Here is a 20156-nt window from a genome sequence, read left to right as displayed (position 1 = left end):
TGTAAATATTAAACAATTCAATATAATGACTAAAGCAAATAAAATTATAACTGGAATTCTTGGACTATCAATGTTTACGTTTGGAGTACTAAAATTTATAAACCCATTCAAATACTGGTATTCAACACAAATAATAAAAAGTGAATTACCCTTTCCTACACTTTCATATTGGAGTGGACAAATGGGAGAAATCCTTATAGGATTATCACTGTTTTTTGTTTTATTTTTCGACTCTAAAACTTCAAAAAAGAATTTCAAAAGAATTTTCACATTAAGCAATCTAAGCATAGTAATAATTATGGTTATAGCCTTTTATGTACATCTTCATCCAAATGTGCCATCAGAAGTCTTACCTTTGAAAATTAGCCCTCCTTATATTCCTGGAATTTTTTTATTTTTAGCAATCTTAAATCTTTACCTTAAAAAGGGTGGTAACTTCTATTAGTTGTAAGCTAATATTGAAGAAAACGTGCCCCAACAATGTATTAAATTAATTGCTTGTTTTAGCCTACTTACGAAGGCCCGCAGACTTTCTATCTGTGATTTATTTACTAAATTTAGTACAGAAACACGCAACGAAATCATACACAAACACGCTTTGCGTCATTTGACAATAACAACGAAAACTGTATGAAATTATTCCCAAGTAAATACTTTACGGTAGAATTAAGAGAAGATAGAGTAGCTACGTTGAATGAATTAAAGCGCAACACAAAACTGACTGATAATCTAATTTCTAGTTATACTGACAAAAAATTTATTGGAAAAGTAAATGAAAGCGGATTTAAAATAATATCATCTGAAATTGGACGTGGAGCGGTTTGTGTTTTTACTGGAGAACTTCAAGATTCTGTAGGAGAATTAGAAATAAGAATTCATAATGCTTTTAAAGTAATGTTTTCTATACTTTTATCATATCCGCTTATTGGCTTTGGTTTAATTACATATAATCAAGGATTTGAAGAGGGAATAATATTCCTGCCAGTTCATATAACAGTATTACTTTTTATAAGGTTTGTTTTTATAGAATTAAGTTTTCGCTTTATTTCAAAAACTGGTCTGAATAAATTGACAAAAACCATCGAAATAAAAACGAGGCACAACAATAACTATAATTAATGCGGGGTTTAGGTTTTTTACGCCAAGGTCTGTGTATACCTGCCTGCCTGCGGGCAGGTTTAGGAGGTCGCAAAATCTTTGGGATTTAGCTTTGGACAAGAAAAAATAAAACTAAACTATAAGCTATAGCTTCGTGCGCAGACGGAAAAGAAAAGTTTCCTTGCCTCCGCACTACGCTTTGCCCAACCGTTGTGCTACATTTAGGTCAATATTTTGAATTAATCAAAAACATCCAGATGGCAACAAGAAAATTATACTTTACCAGCATTATAATTGGTTTATTTTTTAATAATCACATAATTTGCCAAAATCTAAACTTAGATGACAGTCCTTTTAATATCGAATTCATTAGAACAAAGAATAATTCAAACTTTGCACATCGAACAGAGCATCGTACATCAAGTGAAGCTAAATTTATAAATGTTCGAATTAGATTAACATCCAAAAATGGTAAGAAAGCTGAATTTGACCCTAATCCAATCTCATTTATTTTAGATGATAGCAAAAAAAGAATTAGACCAACAAATTTTGATTATCCAATAGCACATTTGAATAGCAGTATGAACAGAGTGCTAATGGAGTACGATAAAGATATTGTTAGTTTAGCAGGCTATGTTTATGACCCTAAAATAATAGACACTTTTGAAAACTACACTTATAAAGACTATGAAAACGTTACACACTCTTATAAATGGGGTAGGTCCAAAAACGCAAAGAAAATCAAGTATTATTATGAAATCAGAGGATTTAAAAAGAGGAAAGCTAATTTAATTTTCTTAGTTCCTAGGGGAATAAAAAAAGCTTCTCTTTATTATGGTTGCCAAAAGGTAAAAGATATAACTTTTCGTTAAAGACCTTTCTTAAATAAGTATAAAAATACTCTTAAAACCATATAAAACGTTTTACATCAAAACCTATAAGCAATGAGGGCTTCGGGCATAAACGAATGGTTTGCGTATTTTATAGTGACAGCAAAATCTTTGAGATTTTGCTTTAAACAGGAAAAGAAAAAACAAAACAAAAAGATTTCGCTATGTGCGTGGCGGAAAGCAAATGCTAGTTTGCGCCCGTACTGTTCGTAGCTAAAACAATGCCAGCAATTTGAAAAAAACGAAATCTATGATTAAAAAAATAATAATTGGAGTTCTAATAATCGGAATATTTGGTTGCAATTCTGAGCAAAAGAAAAATAACTTGAATGAAACTTATCCTGACATTAATATTGTAGGTTCAATGAAAAATGTTATGTGGAAAGGAGAATTAAACGAAATAATTAATCTAGACACTATTTCGAACAAAAAAGGACTTTATGGAATAGGACCTGTTAGTTATCTGACAGGCGAATTATTGATTAATAATGGAATGAGTTACGTTTCAAAGGTGACTTCAGATTCAACTATGGTAGTCAAAAAAAGTTTTAACGTTTCCGCACCTTTCTTTGTTTATGCAAACGTGAACGAATGGAACGAAATTGAATTAACGTCAGAAATTAAAACTATTCAAGATTTAGAGAAACTTGTTGACGAAAAAACAACTAACTCAAAAAGACCTTTTGCTTTCAAATTGAGCGGAAAAGTATCTAAAGCTATAATTCACATTCAAAATTTACCAAAAAGAACAAAAGTTTCTTCACCAGCCGAGGCGCATCAAGGACAAATGAATTACGAATTAAATAATGAATCTGTAGAAATAATAGGTTTTTTCTCAACAGAACATAAAGGAATTTTTACTCATCACGATTCTAACATCCATTTGCACTTGATAACGAAAGACGAAAGTAAAATGGGGCATTTGGACGAGCTGGAAATTGAGAATATGAAATTGTATTTACCTAAAAAATAAAAACTGCTGGCAACACAGTTTATAATACAAAAAAAGTCTAATGACACTAGAAGACTTAGGATATAATAAAGATTTGGAAAGCTACCGAAGAAGTCAAAACCTTGAGTCATTCGGAGTGGGACGAGTTATTTCTGAACACAAGGAAAGATATGTTGTAAAAACCACAGAAGATGAATATGATGCGGAGATAATTGGGAATTTAAGATTTTCAGCACAAAAAAGGTCCGATTTTCCTGCCGTTGGGGATTGGGTTGCGATTTCAGAATATGATGAAGAAAAAGTACTTATACATTCTGTTTTCCCAAGAAAGACAATCATTGAAAGACATGCTGTTGGAAAACAAGGAGAAAAACAAATCATAGCAACAAATGTTGATTTTGCTTTTATTGTACAGTCGGTTGACAGGGATTTTAACATTAACCGAATAGAAAGATATCTGATAATTTGCAATACAGCCAATGTAAAGCCCATTATCGTTCTAAATAAAATTGACTTGATAAATGAGATTGAGTTAAAAAAGTTGATTTCTAAAGTGCAAGACAGGGTAAAACAAGTGCCATTAATTGAAATAAGTAATGAGACCAAAAAAGGTATTGAAAAACTCAAAAAACTTATGCAAAAAGGAAAAACATACTGTTTGTTAGGTTCGTCAGGTGTAGGAAAATCTACCCTTTTAAATAATCTGTCAGGAAGTCAATTGATGAAAACGAATACGATTAGTACAAGTACGAACAAAGGACGACACGTTACAAGTCACCGAGAGTTATTAGTTCTTCAAAATGGTATCTTAATTGACAACCCAGGAATGAGAGAGGTTGGAATTGCTGATTCGACTAGTGGATTGGAAAAGACGTTTAAATCCATAATTGAGTTATCCAAAAATTGCAAATTCAAGGATTGTACCCATACAACAGAAATTGACTGTGCCATTTTAGAAGCTGTTAGCAAAGGAGAAATTGACATGGACTCTTATGAAAACTACCTAAAAATGAAAAAGGAAAAAGAGCATTTTGAATTGACAGTTGCTGAAAAACGTAAAAAAGACAAAGATTTTGGAAAAATGATAAAACACTTCAAGAAAACAAGAAAATCAAATAAGTAGTGAACACAACAACTTGTATTATTAATTGTTTGGGTCTGTGTGTACTCAGAAAATCCTTAAGATCTCCTTAACGTTCGGTTTCCTTTAACTAAATTAGTTCCTAGCGGATACAACTAATCATATACCGCACATTGGCAATAATTTAAAACTAAAAACAACATAGTGATTAATGCATACGAATACTTTAAAAATCATCCAAAATTCAACAAACTCGTTGGCAATGAATTTTTATTCGTAGAATATAAATGTCCTATAAATATTGAAGAATATCAATTATGGATAGAGAATCATTTAATAACATATGTTATAAGTGGTAAGAAGGATTGGATTACATCAAAAAAAACACATAAGCTTTCGACAGGAGACGCATTGTTTGTTAGAAAGGGTGTATACACTACAAGGCAATATTTAGAAAGTGATTATTGCGTGATGCTGTTTTTTATCAATGATGAATTCATCAAAAGATTTATTACAGAAAATCCATCTTTTAAAAGGGAATTAAATCAAAAGATAGAACATAATCAAATTTTCGACATTACTACAAATGATGTATTTAAAACATTAATAGAAAGTATATTTCATTATTTAAAACAAGGAAAAGAAATTCCGAAAGAACTAGTCGAAATTAAATTTAAAGAACTACTCTTTAATATAGTTCTAAATTCAAACAATAATGAAATACTCTTTTTTTTCAATTCATTGACTCAAAACACCAAAGCAACCATTGAATACATAATGACAGAAAATTTTCAATACGATTTGAAAATAGTTGATTTTGCTAAACTTTGTGGCAAAAGTTTATCGTCTTTTAAACGTGAATTCAAAGCCTGTTTCAACACAACACCAAATAGATGGTTAATCAATAAGAGATTAGAGCACTCCAAAATGCTTTTACTCGGCACAAACCTAACTGTAAGTGAGATAGGTTATGAATGTGGTTTTAAAAACAGTTCGCATTTTATTCAAGCCTTTAAAAAGAAGGTAAGCGTTACTCCCAATAAATTTAGAACATTTAAAAAGGAAGCATAGTTTTACTTTTTTGAACCTCTAAGAACATTATTTGGACTTTTAAGAAATCTTGAAAGGCATTATATATCCAACCTTTACATCATTAATTAATAACGAATTAATATGATGTCTCGAAAAGATTATTCAACCAAAAATGCAAACTCCAATAAAGGCGGATCTGTCGTTCACCAAAGACATATACTTTTAAATGAAAAATATTATGCCGATCCTGCATCAGCGTGGATTACTGATAGTGCAGAAGTAATTGGATTAAATCTACAAGATCCATTTAGAACAACAGTTGCCATCAATGATAAAATGAAAGTTCCATTCAAAATTGGAGTTCATAAAGCTGTTGGTGGCGATCACGATTTTCCAAATCCGGGCGATTTACTATGTGCTTCTTTGGCTTCTTGTTTTGAAAGTACTATTAGATTGATTTGTGAAAAATTAGGGATAGAACTCATAGAAACAAAAATAAGAGCGAATGCCCAAGTAGATGTAAGAGGCACTTTAATGATTGATAAATCTGTACCTGTTGGATTTCAATCTTTGCACATAGATGCATTAATTATTGCTAAAAACACAAATGAAAAACTCCTCAATACCTTGTTAAAAGGAGCAAAACATAGTTGTATTGTGTATCAAACTATAAAAAAAGGGACTCCAATTACATTAAATGCAGACATTAAGATTAATAACTAAAAACATACATTATGAAAAAATCAATCATCTTTATTTACGGTATAATATCATATATCGTTTTTCTAATAGCCTTTATATATGCGATAGGTTTTGTAGGTAATATTATTGTTCCGAAATCGATAGATTCAGGTGCAGAATCGACATTGTTTTCTTCCCTATTAATCAATGTGCTTTTATTAAGTGTATTTGCTTTACAACATAGCATAATGGCTCGACCGCAATTCAAAAAATGGTTTACTACTATTTTTAGTCCAGCAATGGAACGAAGTACATACATACTTTTATCAAGTCTAGCTCTGCTTTTCATTTATTGGCAATGGCAACCCATGACAACTATCGTATGGGAAACCGAAAGCAAAATTGCAATTTATGTACTGAGGGCAATCTTCTTTCTAGGTTGGGGTATTGTACTGTTATCTACATTCATGATCAATCATTTAGAACTTTTTGGTCTAGCCCAAATTTTTGATAATCTAAAAAATAAAAAGACACCGAATCCCGAATTTCAAACCAACTATTTATATGCCTTTGTAAGGCATCCGCTAATGCTAGGGTTTCTAATCGCTTTTTGGGCAACACCATCCATGTCTGCAGGTCATTTATTGTTTGCCATAGTAACTACCACCTATATTTTCGTTGCCGTAAAATATTTAGAAGAAAAAGACTTAAAAAAAGCTATCGGAAAAAAATATGAAACGTACCAAAAAGAAGTGCCTATGATTATTCCTTTTACAAAAACAAATTCAAGGGCAAATGAGGATAATAGCGTCAAAATTAATTGAATTGGGTATGTAATTGCCAGCAGCAAAGAAACCCGTTGCCAATTACATACCTGCGAAACGGACTGTAAACCTAATTTATGCTGCAGGGCAAATTCCTGTGGAAAATGGAATAATAAAAAAAGGTAATCTTGGAAAGTATTTAAGCTTGGAAGAATGCAAAAAAGCGACAAAGTAAAGCGCCATTGGATGTTTAGCTGCTATAAAAACAATTTGACCGGGAATTATGGGTAGAAGTAACGGTGGTTTGTTGGTTGGCGTTGCTTTCAAACAGAGACCTGACTTGTTTAATGCTATAGTCTGTCAAGTACCTCTATTATACATGCAACAGTATAATAAATTATTGGCAGGTGCCAGTTGGAAAGATAAATACGGAAATACAGATATTCCTGAAGAATGGGCATACATAAAAAATACCCGCCCTATCATAACCTTAAAGAAGGAAGAAAATATCCTGAAGTATTCTTTTATACTTCTACCCGTGATGATAGAGTACACCCAGGACACGCGCGAAAAATGGCAGCTAAAATGAATGACATGGGCTATAAAATCTACTATTACGAAAATACCGAAGGTGGTCACGCAGGTTCGGCAACCAACGAACAAAGCGCAAAATCAAATGCTTTAACTTTTTCATATTTGTTAATGAAGTTGAAGTAATAGAAAAGCAATTAACTACTTAAAAAAATAATAGAACACTCACTTATGAATCACTATAAGTATTTGCTTGTTCTCGCAGATTTTCAGTTTGGTGTGCACATGCAAAATTAAGTGCTAATCCACGTAACTACTCATAAGTACTGTATTAAAAAAAAGCTTTTTCTCCAATAATTTAGGAAATAGGTTGATTTATCAAACTGTTATCCCAAGCAGCAAGAGCTCCATGCCTTTGCTGCTTTTTTATTTCAAATTTTTCATTACAGACTACTTCTTTCCCCATAATTTAAGCACATTTTTAAAATTGAAATTATGGTATTACCCTATTTAGAAAATCGTACAAATTCATAAAATCATATAATATATATCTCAATCAATGGTAACCCTAGGGTTTGTATATTTATAAGGTAGCTAGACCCTGATTGAATTTTAACGAGAATATAAGTTGATAATATGTCTAAGTTGAATAGTTTTTTAAAAAAGGAATTCGGACTTCAAGTTGTTGACCGCAAACAACTTGATGGATACGATAATTTAAATTACCGCATTACCACTTCAGATGACTCTTATGTTTATAAAACCTATCAATACTCTGATATATCATTTGATTTGGTTAAAGCAGAGAACGATACTCTACTATTTCTACAAAGCGATTTTGAGAAAGAAATTCCAAAACCGATTCCGTTTAAAGATGGTTCTTATCTAGCTACATTTTCCATAGACGAGCAACCTTCAATATGCCGTATGCTTTCATTTTTAGAAGGTGACTTTTTAGGCGATGTATCACACTCAGCGCAAATAATGGAATCTTTGGGTACTTTTCTAGCCGAATTAGACCTAAAACTCAAAGAGTTTAAAAATTACACCATACAGAGCAGACAGTGGGAATGGGACCTTCAATATTTTGATTTTAACAGAAAGTATCTAACTGATATTACCGATGCCACAGATAGAAATATTGTCCGCTACTTTTTCAATCAATTTGAAGAAAATGTTAGACCGCTCTTTCCTGAATTAAGAAAGCAGATTATACATAACGATGCCAACGAATGGAATGTTCTAGTGCAACAAAACAAAGTTACAGGCATTATAGATTTCGGAGACCTGGCTCATTCTTTCCTTATTAATGAATTGGCTATTGCCATCACCTATACGTGCTACAATAAGGAAAATCCCTTACAGTGGGCTGTACTATTACTAAAGTCTTACCATCAAAAACTTCCGCTTGAAGCTAAAGAAATAAGTATATTATATTACTTAATAGCTGCCAGATTATGTACTAGTGTTTGTAATTCGGCACATGCAAAAAAGGTGAATCCCGATAACAGCTATGCATCTGTAAGCGAGCAATCTGCCTGGAAAATGCTATACCGATGGTTGGCAATAAACCCTATACACGTAGAAAAAGAATTTAAAAAAGCAGCTAATCTTCCTATTGAAAAACCAGCATCAACCTTGAGTCTTCTAAAAAGAAGGCACAAACATATTAGTCCTATTTTATCCACCAGTTACAAAGACCCCATTTATATGGTAAGGTCTGCCTTTCAATATATGTATGATGCAGAAGGAAATACATTTTTAGATGCTTATAACAACATTCCACATGTTGGGCATTCGCACCCTAAAGTCGTGGAAGCAGCCCAACGGCAACTAGCGAAACTAAATACCAATACACGCTATATTTTTGATGAGTTATCGGAATATGCAGAGAAATTATTAAAACATTTTCCGTCACAGTTGAATAAAGTATTTTTTGTGAATTCAGGTAGCGCAGCAAGTGATTTAGCGGTACGCATGGCAAACAATCACACCAAAAGTAATACCATGATGGTAATGGAATCTGGTTACCATGGCAATACCCAAATAGCCATAGATATTAGTGATTACAAGTTTAATAACCCTAAAGGGGATGGTCAAAAAAACCATATAATCAAAACGACGCTTCCAGATACATACCGAGGTAAATACAGTGCTAATAATCCAAATGCTGGAACATTATACGGTAAAGATGCCATTGCTCAAATAGAACAATTTAAACAACCAATTTCTGCTTTTATAAGTGAACCAATTTTAGGATGTGCAGGACAAGTTCCCTTAGCGGATGGATATTTAAAAGAAGTATACCCTGCTATTCGAGCTCAAGGCGGAGTTTGTATAAGTGATGAAGTACAAACGGGTTTTGGAAGATTAGGAGACCATTTTTGGGGATATGAAGCCCACGGTGTCATACCAGATATGGTGATTTTAGGAAAACCCATAGCCAACGGTCACCCAATGGGAGCGGTTGTCTGCACACAAGAAATTGCAGAATCATTTGAGAAAGGTGTAGAATTTTTCAGCTCTTTTGGTGGCAATCCTGTTTCTTGTGCCATTGCAAGTGCCATGTTAGATGTTATAGAAGAAGAAAAACTACAAGAAAACGCAAAAGTTGTTGGCGATTATTACATGTCTCTTTTAAAAGATATGATGAAAAAATATAGCTGCATTGGCGATGTACGCGGATCTGGGTTATTTATCGGTTTTGACATCGTTGAAGATAATAGCAAAACACCTAACACGGCTCTAGCTAGCCATATCAAAAATGAATTAAGAAACAGGCATATTTTAGTGAGTACCGATGGACCTTTCGATAATGTAATTAAGACAAAACCACCTTTATGTTTTAGTAAAAAAAATGCAGAAACAGTAGTTACAACAGTCAGTGATATTCTAGGTGCATATTATGCTGATGGAGCAATTTCTTATGATTAAATATTTATGAAAAAAGCGATCTGCATAACTCTTATATACTTTGCCTTTGCATTGACAGCTTTGGCTCAGAATAAAACCTACACTAAATCTGACGTCTATGGCACTTGGGTATTAGACCTCAATAAATTTGATTTAGATGATGACATATACACTTTCGAAAGGGAGAAATCATCAAAGAATCAAGAGGAGAAATTAAATATAATAGTGATATTACTTGAGTTAGATCAATGCAAGGTCAACTACGATAGAACCTCAGGTTTTTGTGGCAACGAAGCATTTAAAGATTACAGTTGGTCGCTTGACAAAGATTTAGGCACAATCAATATCTATCATTCTGAAATATTCTTAAAACAATTTAAAGAAGAAAATCCTGAAGATTTTAATAGCTTCGGCTTACCCGAAAAATATAATGCTATGGAGCTCAAAATAGTTACACTTAATAATGGAGGTATCGAATTAGAAATTACCGATTGGGAATAAAAGAAATCATCATAAGCAAGTACGAATTATAGTATTTCTTGAAATTGAAAAAAAATATGTCATCAACAAAGCTAACATCTAACAGTGCATTTAAATATGCTATACTAGCAATAGCATTTATTATTGTTTTCATATTTGCTGACTTAGTTTTAGATGTAGAAGATGCAGGTCTTAAATCAATAATACTAGGTTTTTTAATTCTTGCAGGTACTTTTATTGCTGTAATTGGTTTAGTAAAATCCATAATAGGTATTAGAGAGCCCAATAGTATTAAGAAAATAACAGCATTGATAATCAATTCGGTAATTACAATTTTACTTGGATTATTATTACTATCTACTTCAATAGAAGTACTTAAATACTTGATGTAAAAACCAACTAAATTGTTTTGCTTTTTTGGGTACTTCTTCTTTCTCGGAGGAATGATCGGCAGATTTCTTTAACTAAAACTCAACTTAAAATTGAAAACGCTAATTACTAGTGCACTTATAATATCGGCATGTATATGCGATGATGATTTTAGATATTAATTTAGACGTATAAAAAGAAAATATACCGAACCCTGAGAATAAGTTATTCTTATGAAGCATGTAGCGATATTCTTCTAGCAAGATTTCGTATTTTTAAAAGAAGTTCTCCACCCTTTTATCTCTAACATAATCTAAACTAGATCAAAAACATGAAACATGTACTCTCCACATTGCTTATCGCCGCACTATTAGGTTCCTGTAATTCATCTGATAAATCTAAATCAGCATCTGCAGAAAGTACAGATGTAGACACAACAACAGAAGCCGTTGCGAAAATTGAAAAGCAATTAAAAAAGATAGAAACAGATGAAGACCTTATTGCTACGGCACTAATGGCGGCACCTGCAGAAAGCAGGGCTACAAGTAAAGTAATAGGCTATAATATGGCTGGTGAGTTTGTTACCTTAAAAGAAGGTGATAGCGAATATATTGTACTTGCAGATGACCCAAAGAAAGATGGTTTCAACGCTGCTTGCTACCATAAAGACTTAGATGCTTTTATGGCAAGAGGTAGAGCATTACGTGCCGAAGGTAAATCTGCCGATGAGATATTTGCTGTTCGAGAAGCAGAAGTGAAATCTGGTAAAATTAAAATTACTCCCGGTTCTGCATTACATATTTACTACGGTCCGAATTCTGCTTATGATGTAGAAACATCAAAAGTAGATGGCGCAAAACTACGTTATGTGATATACACACCTTTTGCAACATCAGCATCAATTGGCTTACCAGAAACTCCGTCTGCACCAAATCACCCTTGGATTATGAATCCTGGTACGCACAGAGCACATATTATGATTTCTCCATTAGAAAATGCAATAGAGTAAAAAATTGAACCAAAAATTATTCATTATAAATGATCAAACGAATACTAAATTACCTTGGGTGGTATATTGTAGCCATTCTATTGGGGTTTCTACACATGCGCATAGTTTTAGGTCCAAGTCCAAAATCTGACAATAACGGAATTCAATTTTTAAATGGAATTCATGACTTTGTGCTATTGTATGTAGGGACAATAATTGGCAGTATCATTGCAGTTATTTTTATTTTGTTCGATGTTTTCTATTTCAACAAAAAGATTCAAAACAATAACAAAGCAACTATTTTTAGATTTATTATTATCACTATCATTACCATTATTGTTGGCTCAACACACTACTTTTTAGAAAAAATTGCAAACGTCGTATGAGACGGTATGCTAATGATCTTACCACAAATACTATCTTAGCAGAATGAATACAATTCATATTAGAACAGTAGACGTTGTTCAATATTTACAGCCTTTACGAGAAGGTGGTTCAATGCCTGCTATAGTAAAAGCCGATGACGATTTTCTCTATGTATTGAAGTTTAGAGGATCAGGGCAAGGAAAAAAATCTCTTATCTCTGAGTTCATTGGTGGCGAATTGGCGCGAGCCATTGGATTAAAAGTGCCTGAGTTGGTATTTATGAATTTAGAAGATTCTTTTAGGCAGACCGAACCTGACGAAGAAATTCAAGATTTGTTGAAGTTTAGTGTAGGGCTTAACCTCGGTTTGCACTTTTTATCTGGTGCTATCACTTTCGATCCTTTAATTTCAAGAGCCGATGCCATGACAGCTTCAAAGGTTGTGGTGCTCGATAGTTTAATAAGCAACATAGACCGTACCGCTAAAAATGCAAATCTATTATATTGGCATAATGAATTATGGGTGATAGATAACGGTGCAAGTTTCTATTTTCATCATAATTGGGAGACTTGGGAGAGTCACCTAACCAGAACATTTCCGTTTATAAAAGACCATGTGCTTTTACAACAAGCCACTGCCCTACCCGAAGCTGCAGAAGAAATACAAAAAATCATCACATTAGAAAAAATAACAGAGATTGTGACTAAAATACCAGAAGATTGGTTGACAAGTGAATCTGATGTAATTAATGCGAATGAAAAAAGAGCAGCCTATATCAAATTTATAAACACTAAGCTATCTATGATCGATGTTTTAGTAAAAGAAGCGGAAGATGCAAGATAGACATACCTTCAAATTTGCGATAGTTAGAATTGTACCCAAAGTGGAACGAGAAGAGTTTTTTAATGTAGGTGTTATTTTATTCTGTAAGCGGACAAAATTTCTAGATATCAAATATCATATTAATGAGGATAAGTTAAAAGCCTTTTCCCCGGAAATAGAATATGAAATTCTGAATGATTATCTAAAAGCCTGGAAATTGATTTGTGAAGGTAAGGAAGCTAGCGGACCGATAGGAAAGTTAGATTTACCTGACCGATTTGGTTGGTTAACAGCATGCAGAAGCACAGTTATACAAAGCTCCACTACCCGATCCGGACTAAGTACAGATCCAGAAAAAGAGCTTGAAGACATATTTAATAAGTACGTATTGTAAGGTTAATTACTTTACCTTACTGTTATATAAATTATTAGAATTTACGTTAATCAGACAGGCTAATATCTACAATAATTAAAGAGATTACTTTTTTTAAAAAAAACCAATAATATGCAATCATCAGAACTACAACGAATAATTCAAGGCATTCCAAAAACGGAACTGCATTTACATTTAGAAGGGAGTTTTGAACCAGAATTAATGTTCCAAATTGCAAAGAGAAATAACATCACCTTACCTTATGATTCTATTGAATCGGTTAAGGAAGCGTACAAATTCAACAACCTTCAAGAGTTTTTAGACATCTATTATGCCGGCGCGCAAGTGCTGTTACATGAGCAAGATTTCTTTGATTTAACCTGGGCATATTTAACCAAAGTACACAGTGAAAACGTAAAGCATGTAGAGGTATTTTTTGACCCACAAACACATACCGAAAGAGGTGTTGCTTTTGACGTTGTGATAAAAGGAATTCACCGTGCTTTAGAAAAAGGAAAAAACGAATTAAATATTTCTTACAAACTCATAATGAGCTATTTACGTCATTTAAGTGAAGGAGACGCTTTTAAAACCTTAGAAGAATCATTACCCTTTAAAGACATTATTGATGGCGTAGGTTTAGATTCATCAGAAATGGGAAATCCGCCAAGTAAATTTGAAAAAGTATTTAAAGCATCTGCTGCACAAGGCTATAAACTAGTTGCTCATGCAGGGGAAGAAGGTCCGGCAGATTACATCTGGGAAGCACTAGATATTTTAAAAGTAGAACGTATAGATCATGGCAATCGCTGTTTAACAGACGAGGCTTTAGTAAAAAGATTGGTAAACGAAAAAATCGCTTTGACCCTCTGCCCTACTAGCAATGTTGCTCTAAAAGTAATTCAGAATATGGATGAGCATCCGGTCGCTAAAATGTTGGATAAGGGAATCGTAGCCACCATACACTCAGACGATCCTGCTTATTTTGGTGGGTATATGAACGAGAACTACTATCAAACTGCAAAAGCCTTGAATTTAAGTTTAGAACAAATAGAGCAACTAGCCATCAATGGTTTTGAAGCGAGTTGGTTGAGCGATGAATCTAAAAAACAGCATATCCAAGAAGTAAAAGATTATTTTAAATCGCTTTAACTGCGAGCGGAATAAAAATTTCAAAAGAAGCACCATTGCCAAGAGAACTTTCTACCCTAACTTGTCCGTTATGGGTAGTCACAATACGTTTTACAATGGCGAGTCCGATTCCGGTGCCTTGGTATTCTTCATCGCTATGTAATCGTTGAAAAATTTCAAAAACCTTACTTTCATATTTTTGATCAAAACCAATACCATTGTCAGATACCATTATATGAGAATAACGTTTGTCTTCCGCTAAATCCATTTCAGGGTAATCTGCACCATCCACAATTTTGCCCATTACTTTTATAACAGGTTTATCTTCTTTTTTAGTGAACTTAATTGCATTAGTGAATAGATTGAACAGCAATTGTTTAAACTGTATTGGTCTAACCGTAATTTCACAATCTTTAGGTATTTTAAGAACTGTTTTATACTGCTTAAGCTCTTCACATAAAACATCTTTTACATCTAAGACCAACTTTTTTAGCGAAACAGTGGTTAAACTATTGTCAATAGTTTCGGTAGCACCATAAGTCAATAAATCTTGGATAAGATCTCTCATACGAGCTGCAGACCGATCAATTCTTTCTAATTTATGTTTGCCGCCGTCAGATAAGTTATTGAATTCAGTATCACTAACCTGAGAAATAAACATTTGAATTTTACGTAAAGGCTCTTGTAAGTCATGGCTACAGATATGATTAAAAGATTCCAAATCATTAATCATTAACTCTAACTTTATAGTCTTGATTTCTAATTGATTGGTACGTTGAAAAACCTTTCTCTCTAGTTTTTTAGAGAATTTCTTTAATTTTTTATGTGCCCTTTCAAGTTCTAATTTATTCTTTCTAAGCTCCAACAAATTTATAACCTGCTCAGATAAAATATTCAAAGATTCTTTTTGACTCTCAGTTAGTTTTCTTGGCTTATTATCAATAACACATAAGGTACCTAAAGGCAGACCACTTGCGTTTTTTAAAGGAATACCAGCGTAAAAAACAATGTTAGGATCACCGGTCACTAGTGGATTATTATAAAATCGCTCATCTTTACGAGCATCTTCTGTTGTAAAAATAGGATCATTGCCAGTAATAGCATGTGCACAAAAGGCATCCTCGATCGGCGTTTCAGAAACTCCTAGTCCGTAATGAGATTTAAACCATTGCCTTTTATCATCAAGTAATGTAATTAATGAAATTGGTGTCTGACAAATTTCTGCCGCAAGTTTGGTAAGGTTATCATAATCTTTTTCAGGCAATGTGTCTAAAATGGAATATGAATTAAGAAGCGCTAGACGTTCTTTTTCCCTATCATGAATTTTGGCTTTTATCATAGTCTATCTAAGAGAAGTGGTTTTAACAGCTGCAAATATAAGGCGCTTGCTACTTTTGATAAGCTAAATATAATATAATCGTAATAAAATATGTAGCCTAGGATATAGTCTTGAAAATAAAATGGAATTATGATAGATATAAATAGAACGACATAGTATTCACTTTGAGCATCACTCAAACTTCGTGCCTGAAAAGAAAGACCAAATTACGCAAACAATTTCAGATCTTTTTTCTTTCACTCCTTTTCTGAAAACTATGTTTTCAACAACCAAAGTTGACCTAATATGGTTTACCGAAATTGTTATTCGGTTTTAACGTTTTACAAAAAAATAAATTTTGTTTAATATTTAACATAATTACTTAAACAAAATTAAATACCTTTGAATAACGAAATTTTCAAAAAAACTTTCTTTAAATCATGAATAAACTAGCCATTGTAAGATGCGAACATTTTAATGCAGCACATAGATTGCACAATGTAAATTGGAGCGATGAAAAAAATAAAGAAGTTTTTGGAAAATGTAACAACCCAAATTATCACGGTCACAACTACGAACTTGAAGTAAAAGTTATTGGATTTTGTAATAAGGATACTGGTTACGTAATAGATACCAAAGTCTTATCGGATTTAATTGAAGAAAAAGTTTTAAATCGATTTGACCATAAAAATCTAAATCTAGACACAGAAGAATTTAAAACTCTTAACCCGACTGTTGAAAATATTGCAATAGTCATTTACGATATTTTAAAAACTGAGATTGAACCAAATTTAGAATTAAAGATTAAACTATATGAAACACCAAGAAATTATGTTGAATACCCTTATTAAAACAAACAAATTAAATGGATTTTCAGAAGAAGAAATAGGTGATGATCATATCTACACAGGTCTTGAAACCCCTATGAAATCGAATGCTTTTAAGATATCTGATGAAGAAAAAAAAGATAAAATAGCACATTTATTCTCAGAAATAATGGATGTTATGGGTCTAGATCTTGAAGATGATTCTCTAAAAGGGACCCCTAATCGTGTAGCAAAAATGTACATAGATGAAATCTTTTCAGGTTTAAATCCGGCTAACAAACCTAAAGTAGCATTATTTGATAATAAATATCAGTATAATCAAATGCTGGTAGAAAAAAATATAACCTTTTATTCAAATTGTGAGCACCACTTTGTTCCGATTATAGGCAAAGCTCATATCGCATATATATCTTCTGGTAAGGTAATTGGACTTTCAAAGCTTAATCGAATTGTTCAATATTACGCCAAAAGACCGCAGGTACAAGAAAGACTTACAAATCAAATAGCTGCCGAACTCTCACAAATACTAGAAACTGATGATATTGCCGTAATAATAGATGCAAAGCACTTGTGCGTTTCGTCGCGTGGCATTAAAGATGATACCTCAGCGACTGTAACTTCTTTCTATGGTGGTGTATTTAATACATCAAATAAAATCACAGAATTACAAAATTATTTAAATCACTAAATAAGCTCAATCGTAAAACATTACCATAAACCAAACAGAATCAATCTTATATTATTTTAGCTTAATACCATTCATATAAGAATGGTATTAAGTTACATACTTTCAAAAAATGTTTGAAAAGTGTAGTCAAATAATTAGTTATAAATTTTTGTATTAAATAGATTAGTTAATTTTATTGTAGAGGTGATTAGTGCTGGCTTGATAATTTAAAAACCTATGAATACTAGTAATTTTTCATCACAACAAGTCGGGTAATTAGTGTTAGATAATTTCTTTTAAAATTTAATCAATGAAAAAAATAGAGAAAGCAAAAACGGCTCCCATCAAAAAAACAACGATCGCCAAAACTTCTATTTATGATATAAAAATAAATTCACTTGAGGGCGAGGCTATTGACCTATATAAATTTAATGGCAACCATATTTTATTTGTGAATGTGGCATCAGAATGTGGTTTTACAGTTCAATATAAAGATTTACAAAAACTAAGCGATACTTATAAAAACTTAACGGTTATAGGAGTTCCTTGTAATCAATTTGGGGGTCAAGAGTCTGGTGATAGTTCTCAAATTAAAACTTTTTGTGAGCGCAATTACGGCGTTAATTTTTTACTCACAGAAAAAATAGATGTAAAAGGTAGCAAACAGCACCCTTTATATCAATGGTTGACCAATAAAGAACTAAATGGTAAAACCAATTCTACTGTAAGGTGGAATTTTCAAAAATATTTGATAAACAAAGAAGGGAACTTAATTGATTATTTTTATTCTATAACGAAACCTTTTAGTTCAAAAATCATCAAGCATTTATAATGTCAATTAATATTATAGGGATACTTATTGATTTCGTATTAGTAGTACTCATTTGGATAGTGCAATTAATCATTTATCCGAGTTTTACGTTTTACAATCATAAGAATCTAGTCTTATGGCATAAAAAATATACTAGGTTAATTGCCTATATCGTTGGTCCGTTGATGGTTGGTCAATTAGCGCTATCGATTTACCATTGTATGATTGAAGCCCAACCCTATCAGTTAATAAAATTGATATTAATAATCTTTGTTTGGGTGATTACAATGTTACAATTTGTACCACTACACAACCGTATTACCAATAATGAATTTGACCATAAAGTAATCTTATCTCTGGTTCAAAAGAATTGGTCAAGAACTACATTGTGGACGGTTATACTTTTTATAGAATGCGTATTTATTTAGAAGCTAAAAAGTGTAAAAAATAACAATCAAAAATTTAAAACTGAGTTACGGCAAATGGCTGACAACACTAACTATTTTCACCTTAAATCAGTCTTTGAATTATTTACATGAGTTTTTAGTAGACGGTACTTTTCTTTTTGAACGGCAGGATGGTTTTTATGTGACCAAATTTTTTCTCTTGCAAGCTTTGCACTTTCTTGCAAATCAACAATTGGTAACGGGTAATCTTCTCCAATTATCACTTGACAAAACGATTGTTCCATAACTGTCATTTTCCAGGGTTCGTGAATATTGGCCATAGGAACGTTTGTAAGCTCTGGAACCCATTTTTTTATAAAAACACCTTCAGCATCATGTTCTTGAGAGTTCTTTACTGGGTTATATAAACGTACAGTATTAATACCTGTTGTACCGGCCTGCATTTGAAATTGAGGATAATGTATACCAGGCTCGTAGTCTAAAAATTGCCTTGCCAAATGATAGGTGCCTTCTCTCCAATCTTGATCTAAATTTAGTGTCAAAAATGAAACTAACATTGCCCTCATTCTAAAATTTATCCACCCAGTTTGCTTTACAGCTCGCATGCAAGCATCAACTAAAGGGTAACCCGTTACCCCTAACTTCCATGCTTTAATAAATGCATCATTTTTTTCATGTACTAATAATTCATAACCTTTATTAATACACGCTGTTTCGTATCTACATTCCACCTCAAATTTTTGAATAAAGTGGCAATGCCAAAATAATCTAGTTAACATGGCTGAAAATGCTCGGTCATTTTTTGTTCCGTTGGGATGGGTACCTATAAATTGAAAGACTTGTTTTACACTTATATTTCCCCAAGCTAAATATGGCGATAGTCTACTACACCCTTTTCTACTTTCAGTTGGTTTCGAAATATGTCTTTGATAATTACTCCCCCTTTTGGCGACAAAAGATTTTAAATATCGTAAGGCATTCTGTTCGCCACCAGGTTGAAGATTACTATTGGTTTTTTCTAAATTAGTTTGAAACTCTTGTGGTAATAAAAAAGGATGTTTTAATGGCTCTAAATCAGATACCGAATACTTATTACTAATAATAGGTTGATGCATTTTCAAGTGCCATTGTTTACTCCAATCCTCTCTATTTTTAATACCTCTTAGAATACCGTCACGCTGAAATTCCTGCCAATTTATACCGTATGTATTACAAATTTCCTTTACTTTTTTATCTCGTTGCCATGTTAATTTTATGCCACTTTCGCAATAACTAAAAAGTGAATTAATTTCAAAATGATCATTAAGATATTCAAAAATAAATTCGACTTCACCATAAAATAGTACCACATTTCTATTATATGGTTTCAAAGTTAAATCTAAAGCTAAAATAGATTTATAAATGAATTGTAAATGCCTTATGCTTGTATCTGGATATTGAATTAGAGATGGCTCAAATAAGTAGATAATTAGGTAAGGAATACCTGCTATTTCCGCATTAAATAATGGTTCATGATCTTGTGAACGTAAATCACGTTTTAACCATACAATATTTAGCTTTTTTTTACGCAAGATTACTTTAATTTTATTTATTTAATAAGAAATAGCTTTGGTAAAGATACCATTCAACTAATCTTTTAAATAATTTTTCAGTTT

Annotated in this window: 21 protein-coding genes and 1 pseudogene; 20 read left to right on the top strand and 2 right to left on the bottom strand. The window is 32.5% G+C overall.

Annotation, left to right across the window (positions count from 1 at the left end):
* Positions 1–25: 25 nt before the first annotated feature.
* From DFQ03_RS13950 to DFQ03_RS13870, 17 genes and pseudogenes are all read left to right on the top strand, one after another.
* Positions 26–445, top strand: a complete 420-nt coding sequence (locus DFQ03_RS13950; RefSeq protein WP_133673787.1) for a hypothetical protein — start codon at positions 26–28, stop codon at positions 443–445.
* A gap of 185 nt (positions 446–630) precedes the next feature.
* Entirely contained in the window at positions 631–1119 is a 489-nt protein-coding gene (locus tag DFQ03_RS13945; RefSeq protein WP_133673786.1) for a hypothetical protein, read from the top strand.
* 236 nt (positions 1120–1355) lie between these two features.
* A complete protein-coding gene (locus DFQ03_RS13940) occupies positions 1356–1970 on the top strand; it encodes a hypothetical protein (protein ID WP_133673785.1) in 615 nt (204 codons plus the stop codon).
* A gap of 268 nt (positions 1971–2238) precedes the next feature.
* A complete protein-coding gene (locus DFQ03_RS13935; protein ID WP_243834505.1) occupies positions 2239–2961 on the top strand; it encodes an acetolactate decarboxylase in 723 nt (240 codons plus the stop codon).
* A 40-nt stretch (positions 2962–3001) separates the two neighbouring features.
* Entirely contained in the window at positions 3002–4063 is a 1062-nt protein-coding gene (gene rsgA, locus DFQ03_RS13930) for a ribosome small subunit-dependent GTPase A (protein ID WP_133673784.1), read from the top strand.
* Positions 4064–4225: 162 nt separating this feature from the next.
* Positions 4226–5092 (top strand): helix-turn-helix domain-containing protein, encoded by an 867-nt coding sequence (locus DFQ03_RS13925; RefSeq protein ID WP_133673783.1) that lies wholly within the window; start codon positions 4226–4228, stop codon positions 5090–5092.
* Positions 5093–5194: 102 nt separating this feature from the next.
* On the top strand, positions 5195–5776 hold the full coding sequence (locus DFQ03_RS13920; protein ID WP_133673782.1) for an OsmC family protein: 582 nt from the start codon (positions 5195–5197) through the stop codon (positions 5774–5776).
* Between the two features lie 11 nt (positions 5777–5787).
* Complete coding sequence (gene mddA / locus DFQ03_RS13915; protein ID WP_133673781.1) at positions 5788–6558, top strand: methanethiol S-methyltransferase; 771 nt, start codon at positions 5788–5790, stop codon at positions 6556–6558.
* Between the two features lie 223 nt (positions 6559–6781).
* Positions 6782–7215 (top strand): annotated as a pseudogene (locus DFQ03_RS19265) (prolyl oligopeptidase family serine peptidase).
* 450 nt (positions 7216–7665) lie between these two features.
* Positions 7666–9963: an aminotransferase class III-fold pyridoxal phosphate-dependent enzyme gene (locus DFQ03_RS13905; RefSeq protein ID WP_133673780.1), complete on the top strand. Its 2298-nt coding sequence runs from the start codon at positions 7666–7668 to the stop codon at positions 9961–9963.
* Positions 9964–9969: 6 nt separating this feature from the next.
* The gene (locus DFQ03_RS13900; protein WP_133673779.1) at positions 9970–10443 is read left to right on the top strand and encodes a hypothetical protein; all 474 of its coding nucleotides are present in this window, start codon (positions 9970–9972) and stop codon (positions 10441–10443) included.
* A 56-nt stretch (positions 10444–10499) separates the two neighbouring features.
* A complete protein-coding gene (locus tag DFQ03_RS13895; RefSeq protein WP_133673778.1) occupies positions 10500–10814 on the top strand; it encodes a hypothetical protein in 315 nt (104 codons plus the stop codon).
* A 308-nt stretch (positions 10815–11122) separates the two neighbouring features.
* Positions 11123–11800, top strand: a complete 678-nt coding sequence (locus DFQ03_RS13890; RefSeq protein WP_133673777.1) for a hypothetical protein — start codon at positions 11123–11125, stop codon at positions 11798–11800.
* A 29-nt stretch (positions 11801–11829) separates the two neighbouring features.
* Entirely contained in the window at positions 11830–12165 is a 336-nt protein-coding gene (locus DFQ03_RS13885; RefSeq protein WP_133673776.1) for a hypothetical protein, read from the top strand.
* Between the two features lie 43 nt (positions 12166–12208).
* Positions 12209–12988 carry a HipA family kinase gene (locus DFQ03_RS13880; protein WP_133673775.1) on the top strand — a complete coding sequence of 260 codons (780 nt, stop codon included), beginning with the start codon at positions 12209–12211 and terminating at the stop codon, positions 12986–12988.
* Positions 12978–13361: a DUF3037 domain-containing protein gene (locus DFQ03_RS13875; protein WP_133673774.1), complete on the top strand. Its 384-nt coding sequence runs from the start codon at positions 12978–12980 to the stop codon at positions 13359–13361. Before DFQ03_RS13880 ends, DFQ03_RS13875 begins: the two co-directional genes overlap by 11 nt.
* A 111-nt stretch (positions 13362–13472) precedes the next feature.
* Positions 13473–14492: an adenosine deaminase gene (locus DFQ03_RS13870; protein ID WP_133673773.1), complete on the top strand. Its 1020-nt coding sequence runs from the start codon at positions 13473–13475 to the stop codon at positions 14490–14492.
* Here the strand turns inward: DFQ03_RS13870 and DFQ03_RS13865 are convergent.
* The gene (locus DFQ03_RS13865; RefSeq protein WP_133673772.1) at positions 14479–15810 is read right to left on the bottom strand and encodes a GAF domain-containing sensor histidine kinase; all 1332 of its coding nucleotides are present in this window, start codon (positions 15808–15810) and stop codon (positions 14479–14481) included. The genes DFQ03_RS13870 and DFQ03_RS13865 overlap by 14 nt on opposite strands.
* Before the next feature lie 419 nt (positions 15811–16229).
* On the opposite strand from DFQ03_RS13865, the gene DFQ03_RS13860 reads away from it, so the two are divergent.
* The 3 genes from DFQ03_RS13860 (at position 16230) to DFQ03_RS13850 (ending at position 18115) form a co-directional block, all read left to right on the top strand.
* The gene (locus tag DFQ03_RS13860) at positions 16230–16640 is read left to right on the top strand and encodes a 6-pyruvoyl trahydropterin synthase family protein (protein WP_133673771.1); all 411 of its coding nucleotides are present in this window, start codon (positions 16230–16232) and stop codon (positions 16638–16640) included.
* Entirely contained in the window at positions 16603–17304 is a 702-nt protein-coding gene (gene folE, locus DFQ03_RS13855; RefSeq protein WP_133673770.1) for a GTP cyclohydrolase I FolE, read from the top strand. Before DFQ03_RS13860 ends, folE begins: the two co-directional genes overlap by 38 nt.
* Before the next feature lie 289 nt (positions 17305–17593).
* Positions 17594–18115 carry a glutathione peroxidase gene (locus DFQ03_RS13850; protein ID WP_133673769.1) on the top strand — a complete coding sequence of 174 codons (522 nt, stop codon included), beginning with the start codon at positions 17594–17596 and terminating at the stop codon, positions 18113–18115.
* Between the two features lie 484 nt (positions 18116–18599).
* Here DFQ03_RS13850 and DFQ03_RS13840 read toward each other — a convergent pair whose 3' ends face one another.
* Positions 18600–20072, bottom strand: a complete 1473-nt coding sequence (locus tag DFQ03_RS13840; protein ID WP_133673767.1) for a cryptochrome/deoxyribodipyrimidine photo-lyase family protein — start codon at positions 20070–20072, stop codon at positions 18600–18602.
* Between the last annotated feature and the right edge of the window lie 84 nt (positions 20073–20156).

Source organism: Maribacter caenipelagi (genome assembly GCF_004364175.1).
Classification (GTDB): Bacteria; Bacteroidota; Bacteroidia; order Flavobacteriales; family Flavobacteriaceae; genus Maribacter; species Maribacter caenipelagi.
The sequence above is the reverse complement of the archived record's forward strand: the minus strand, read 5'-3'. Positions and strand labels throughout refer to the sequence as shown.

What these genes read in the sequence shown, in the direction of transcription:
- DFQ03_RS13950 (WP_133673787.1), top strand. Translation starts at nt 26, where the DNA reads ATGACTAAAGCAAATAAAATTATAACTGGAATTCTTGGACTATCAATG.
- DFQ03_RS13945 (WP_133673786.1), top strand. Translation starts at nt 631, where the DNA reads ATGAAATTATTCCCAAGTAAATACTTTACGGTAGAATTAAGAGAAGAT.
- DFQ03_RS13940 (WP_133673785.1), top strand. Translation starts at nt 1,356, where the DNA reads ATGGCAACAAGAAAATTATACTTTACCAGCATTATAATTGGTTTATTT.
- DFQ03_RS13935 (WP_243834505.1), top strand. Translation starts at nt 2,239, where the DNA reads ATGATTAAAAAAATAATAATTGGAGTTCTAATAATCGGAATATTTGGT.
- rsgA (WP_133673784.1), top strand. Translation starts at nt 3,002, where the DNA reads ATGACACTAGAAGACTTAGGATATAATAAAGATTTGGAAAGCTACCGA.
- DFQ03_RS13920 (WP_133673782.1), top strand. Translation starts at nt 5,195, where the DNA reads ATGATGTCTCGAAAAGATTATTCAACCAAAAATGCAAACTCCAATAAA.
- mddA (WP_133673781.1), top strand. Translation starts at nt 5,788, where the DNA reads ATGAAAAAATCAATCATCTTTATTTACGGTATAATATCATATATCGTT.
- DFQ03_RS13905 (WP_133673780.1), top strand. Translation starts at nt 7,666, where the DNA reads ATGTCTAAGTTGAATAGTTTTTTAAAAAAGGAATTCGGACTTCAAGTT.
- DFQ03_RS13900 (WP_133673779.1), top strand. Translation starts at nt 9,970, where the DNA reads ATGAAAAAAGCGATCTGCATAACTCTTATATACTTTGCCTTTGCATTG.
- DFQ03_RS13895 (WP_133673778.1), top strand. Translation starts at nt 10,500, where the DNA reads ATGTCATCAACAAAGCTAACATCTAACAGTGCATTTAAATATGCTATA.
- DFQ03_RS13890 (WP_133673777.1), top strand. Translation starts at nt 11,123, where the DNA reads ATGAAACATGTACTCTCCACATTGCTTATCGCCGCACTATTAGGTTCC.
- DFQ03_RS13885 (WP_133673776.1), top strand. Translation starts at nt 11,830, where the DNA reads ATGATCAAACGAATACTAAATTACCTTGGGTGGTATATTGTAGCCATT.
- DFQ03_RS13880 (WP_133673775.1), top strand. Translation starts at nt 12,209, where the DNA reads ATGAATACAATTCATATTAGAACAGTAGACGTTGTTCAATATTTACAG.
- DFQ03_RS13875 (WP_133673774.1), top strand. Translation starts at nt 12,978, where the DNA reads ATGCAAGATAGACATACCTTCAAATTTGCGATAGTTAGAATTGTACCC.
- DFQ03_RS13870 (WP_133673773.1), top strand. Translation starts at nt 13,473, where the DNA reads ATGCAATCATCAGAACTACAACGAATAATTCAAGGCATTCCAAAAACG.
- DFQ03_RS13865 (WP_133673772.1), bottom strand. Translation starts at nt 15,810, where the DNA reads ATGATAAAAGCCAAAATTCATGATAGGGAAAAAGAACGTCTAGCGCTT.
- DFQ03_RS13860 (WP_133673771.1), top strand. Translation starts at nt 16,230, where the DNA reads ATGAATAAACTAGCCATTGTAAGATGCGAACATTTTAATGCAGCACAT.
- folE (WP_133673770.1), top strand. Translation starts at nt 16,603, where the DNA reads ATGAAACACCAAGAAATTATGTTGAATACCCTTATTAAAACAAACAAA.
- DFQ03_RS13850 (WP_133673769.1), top strand. Translation starts at nt 17,594, where the DNA reads ATGAAAAAAATAGAGAAAGCAAAAACGGCTCCCATCAAAAAAACAACG.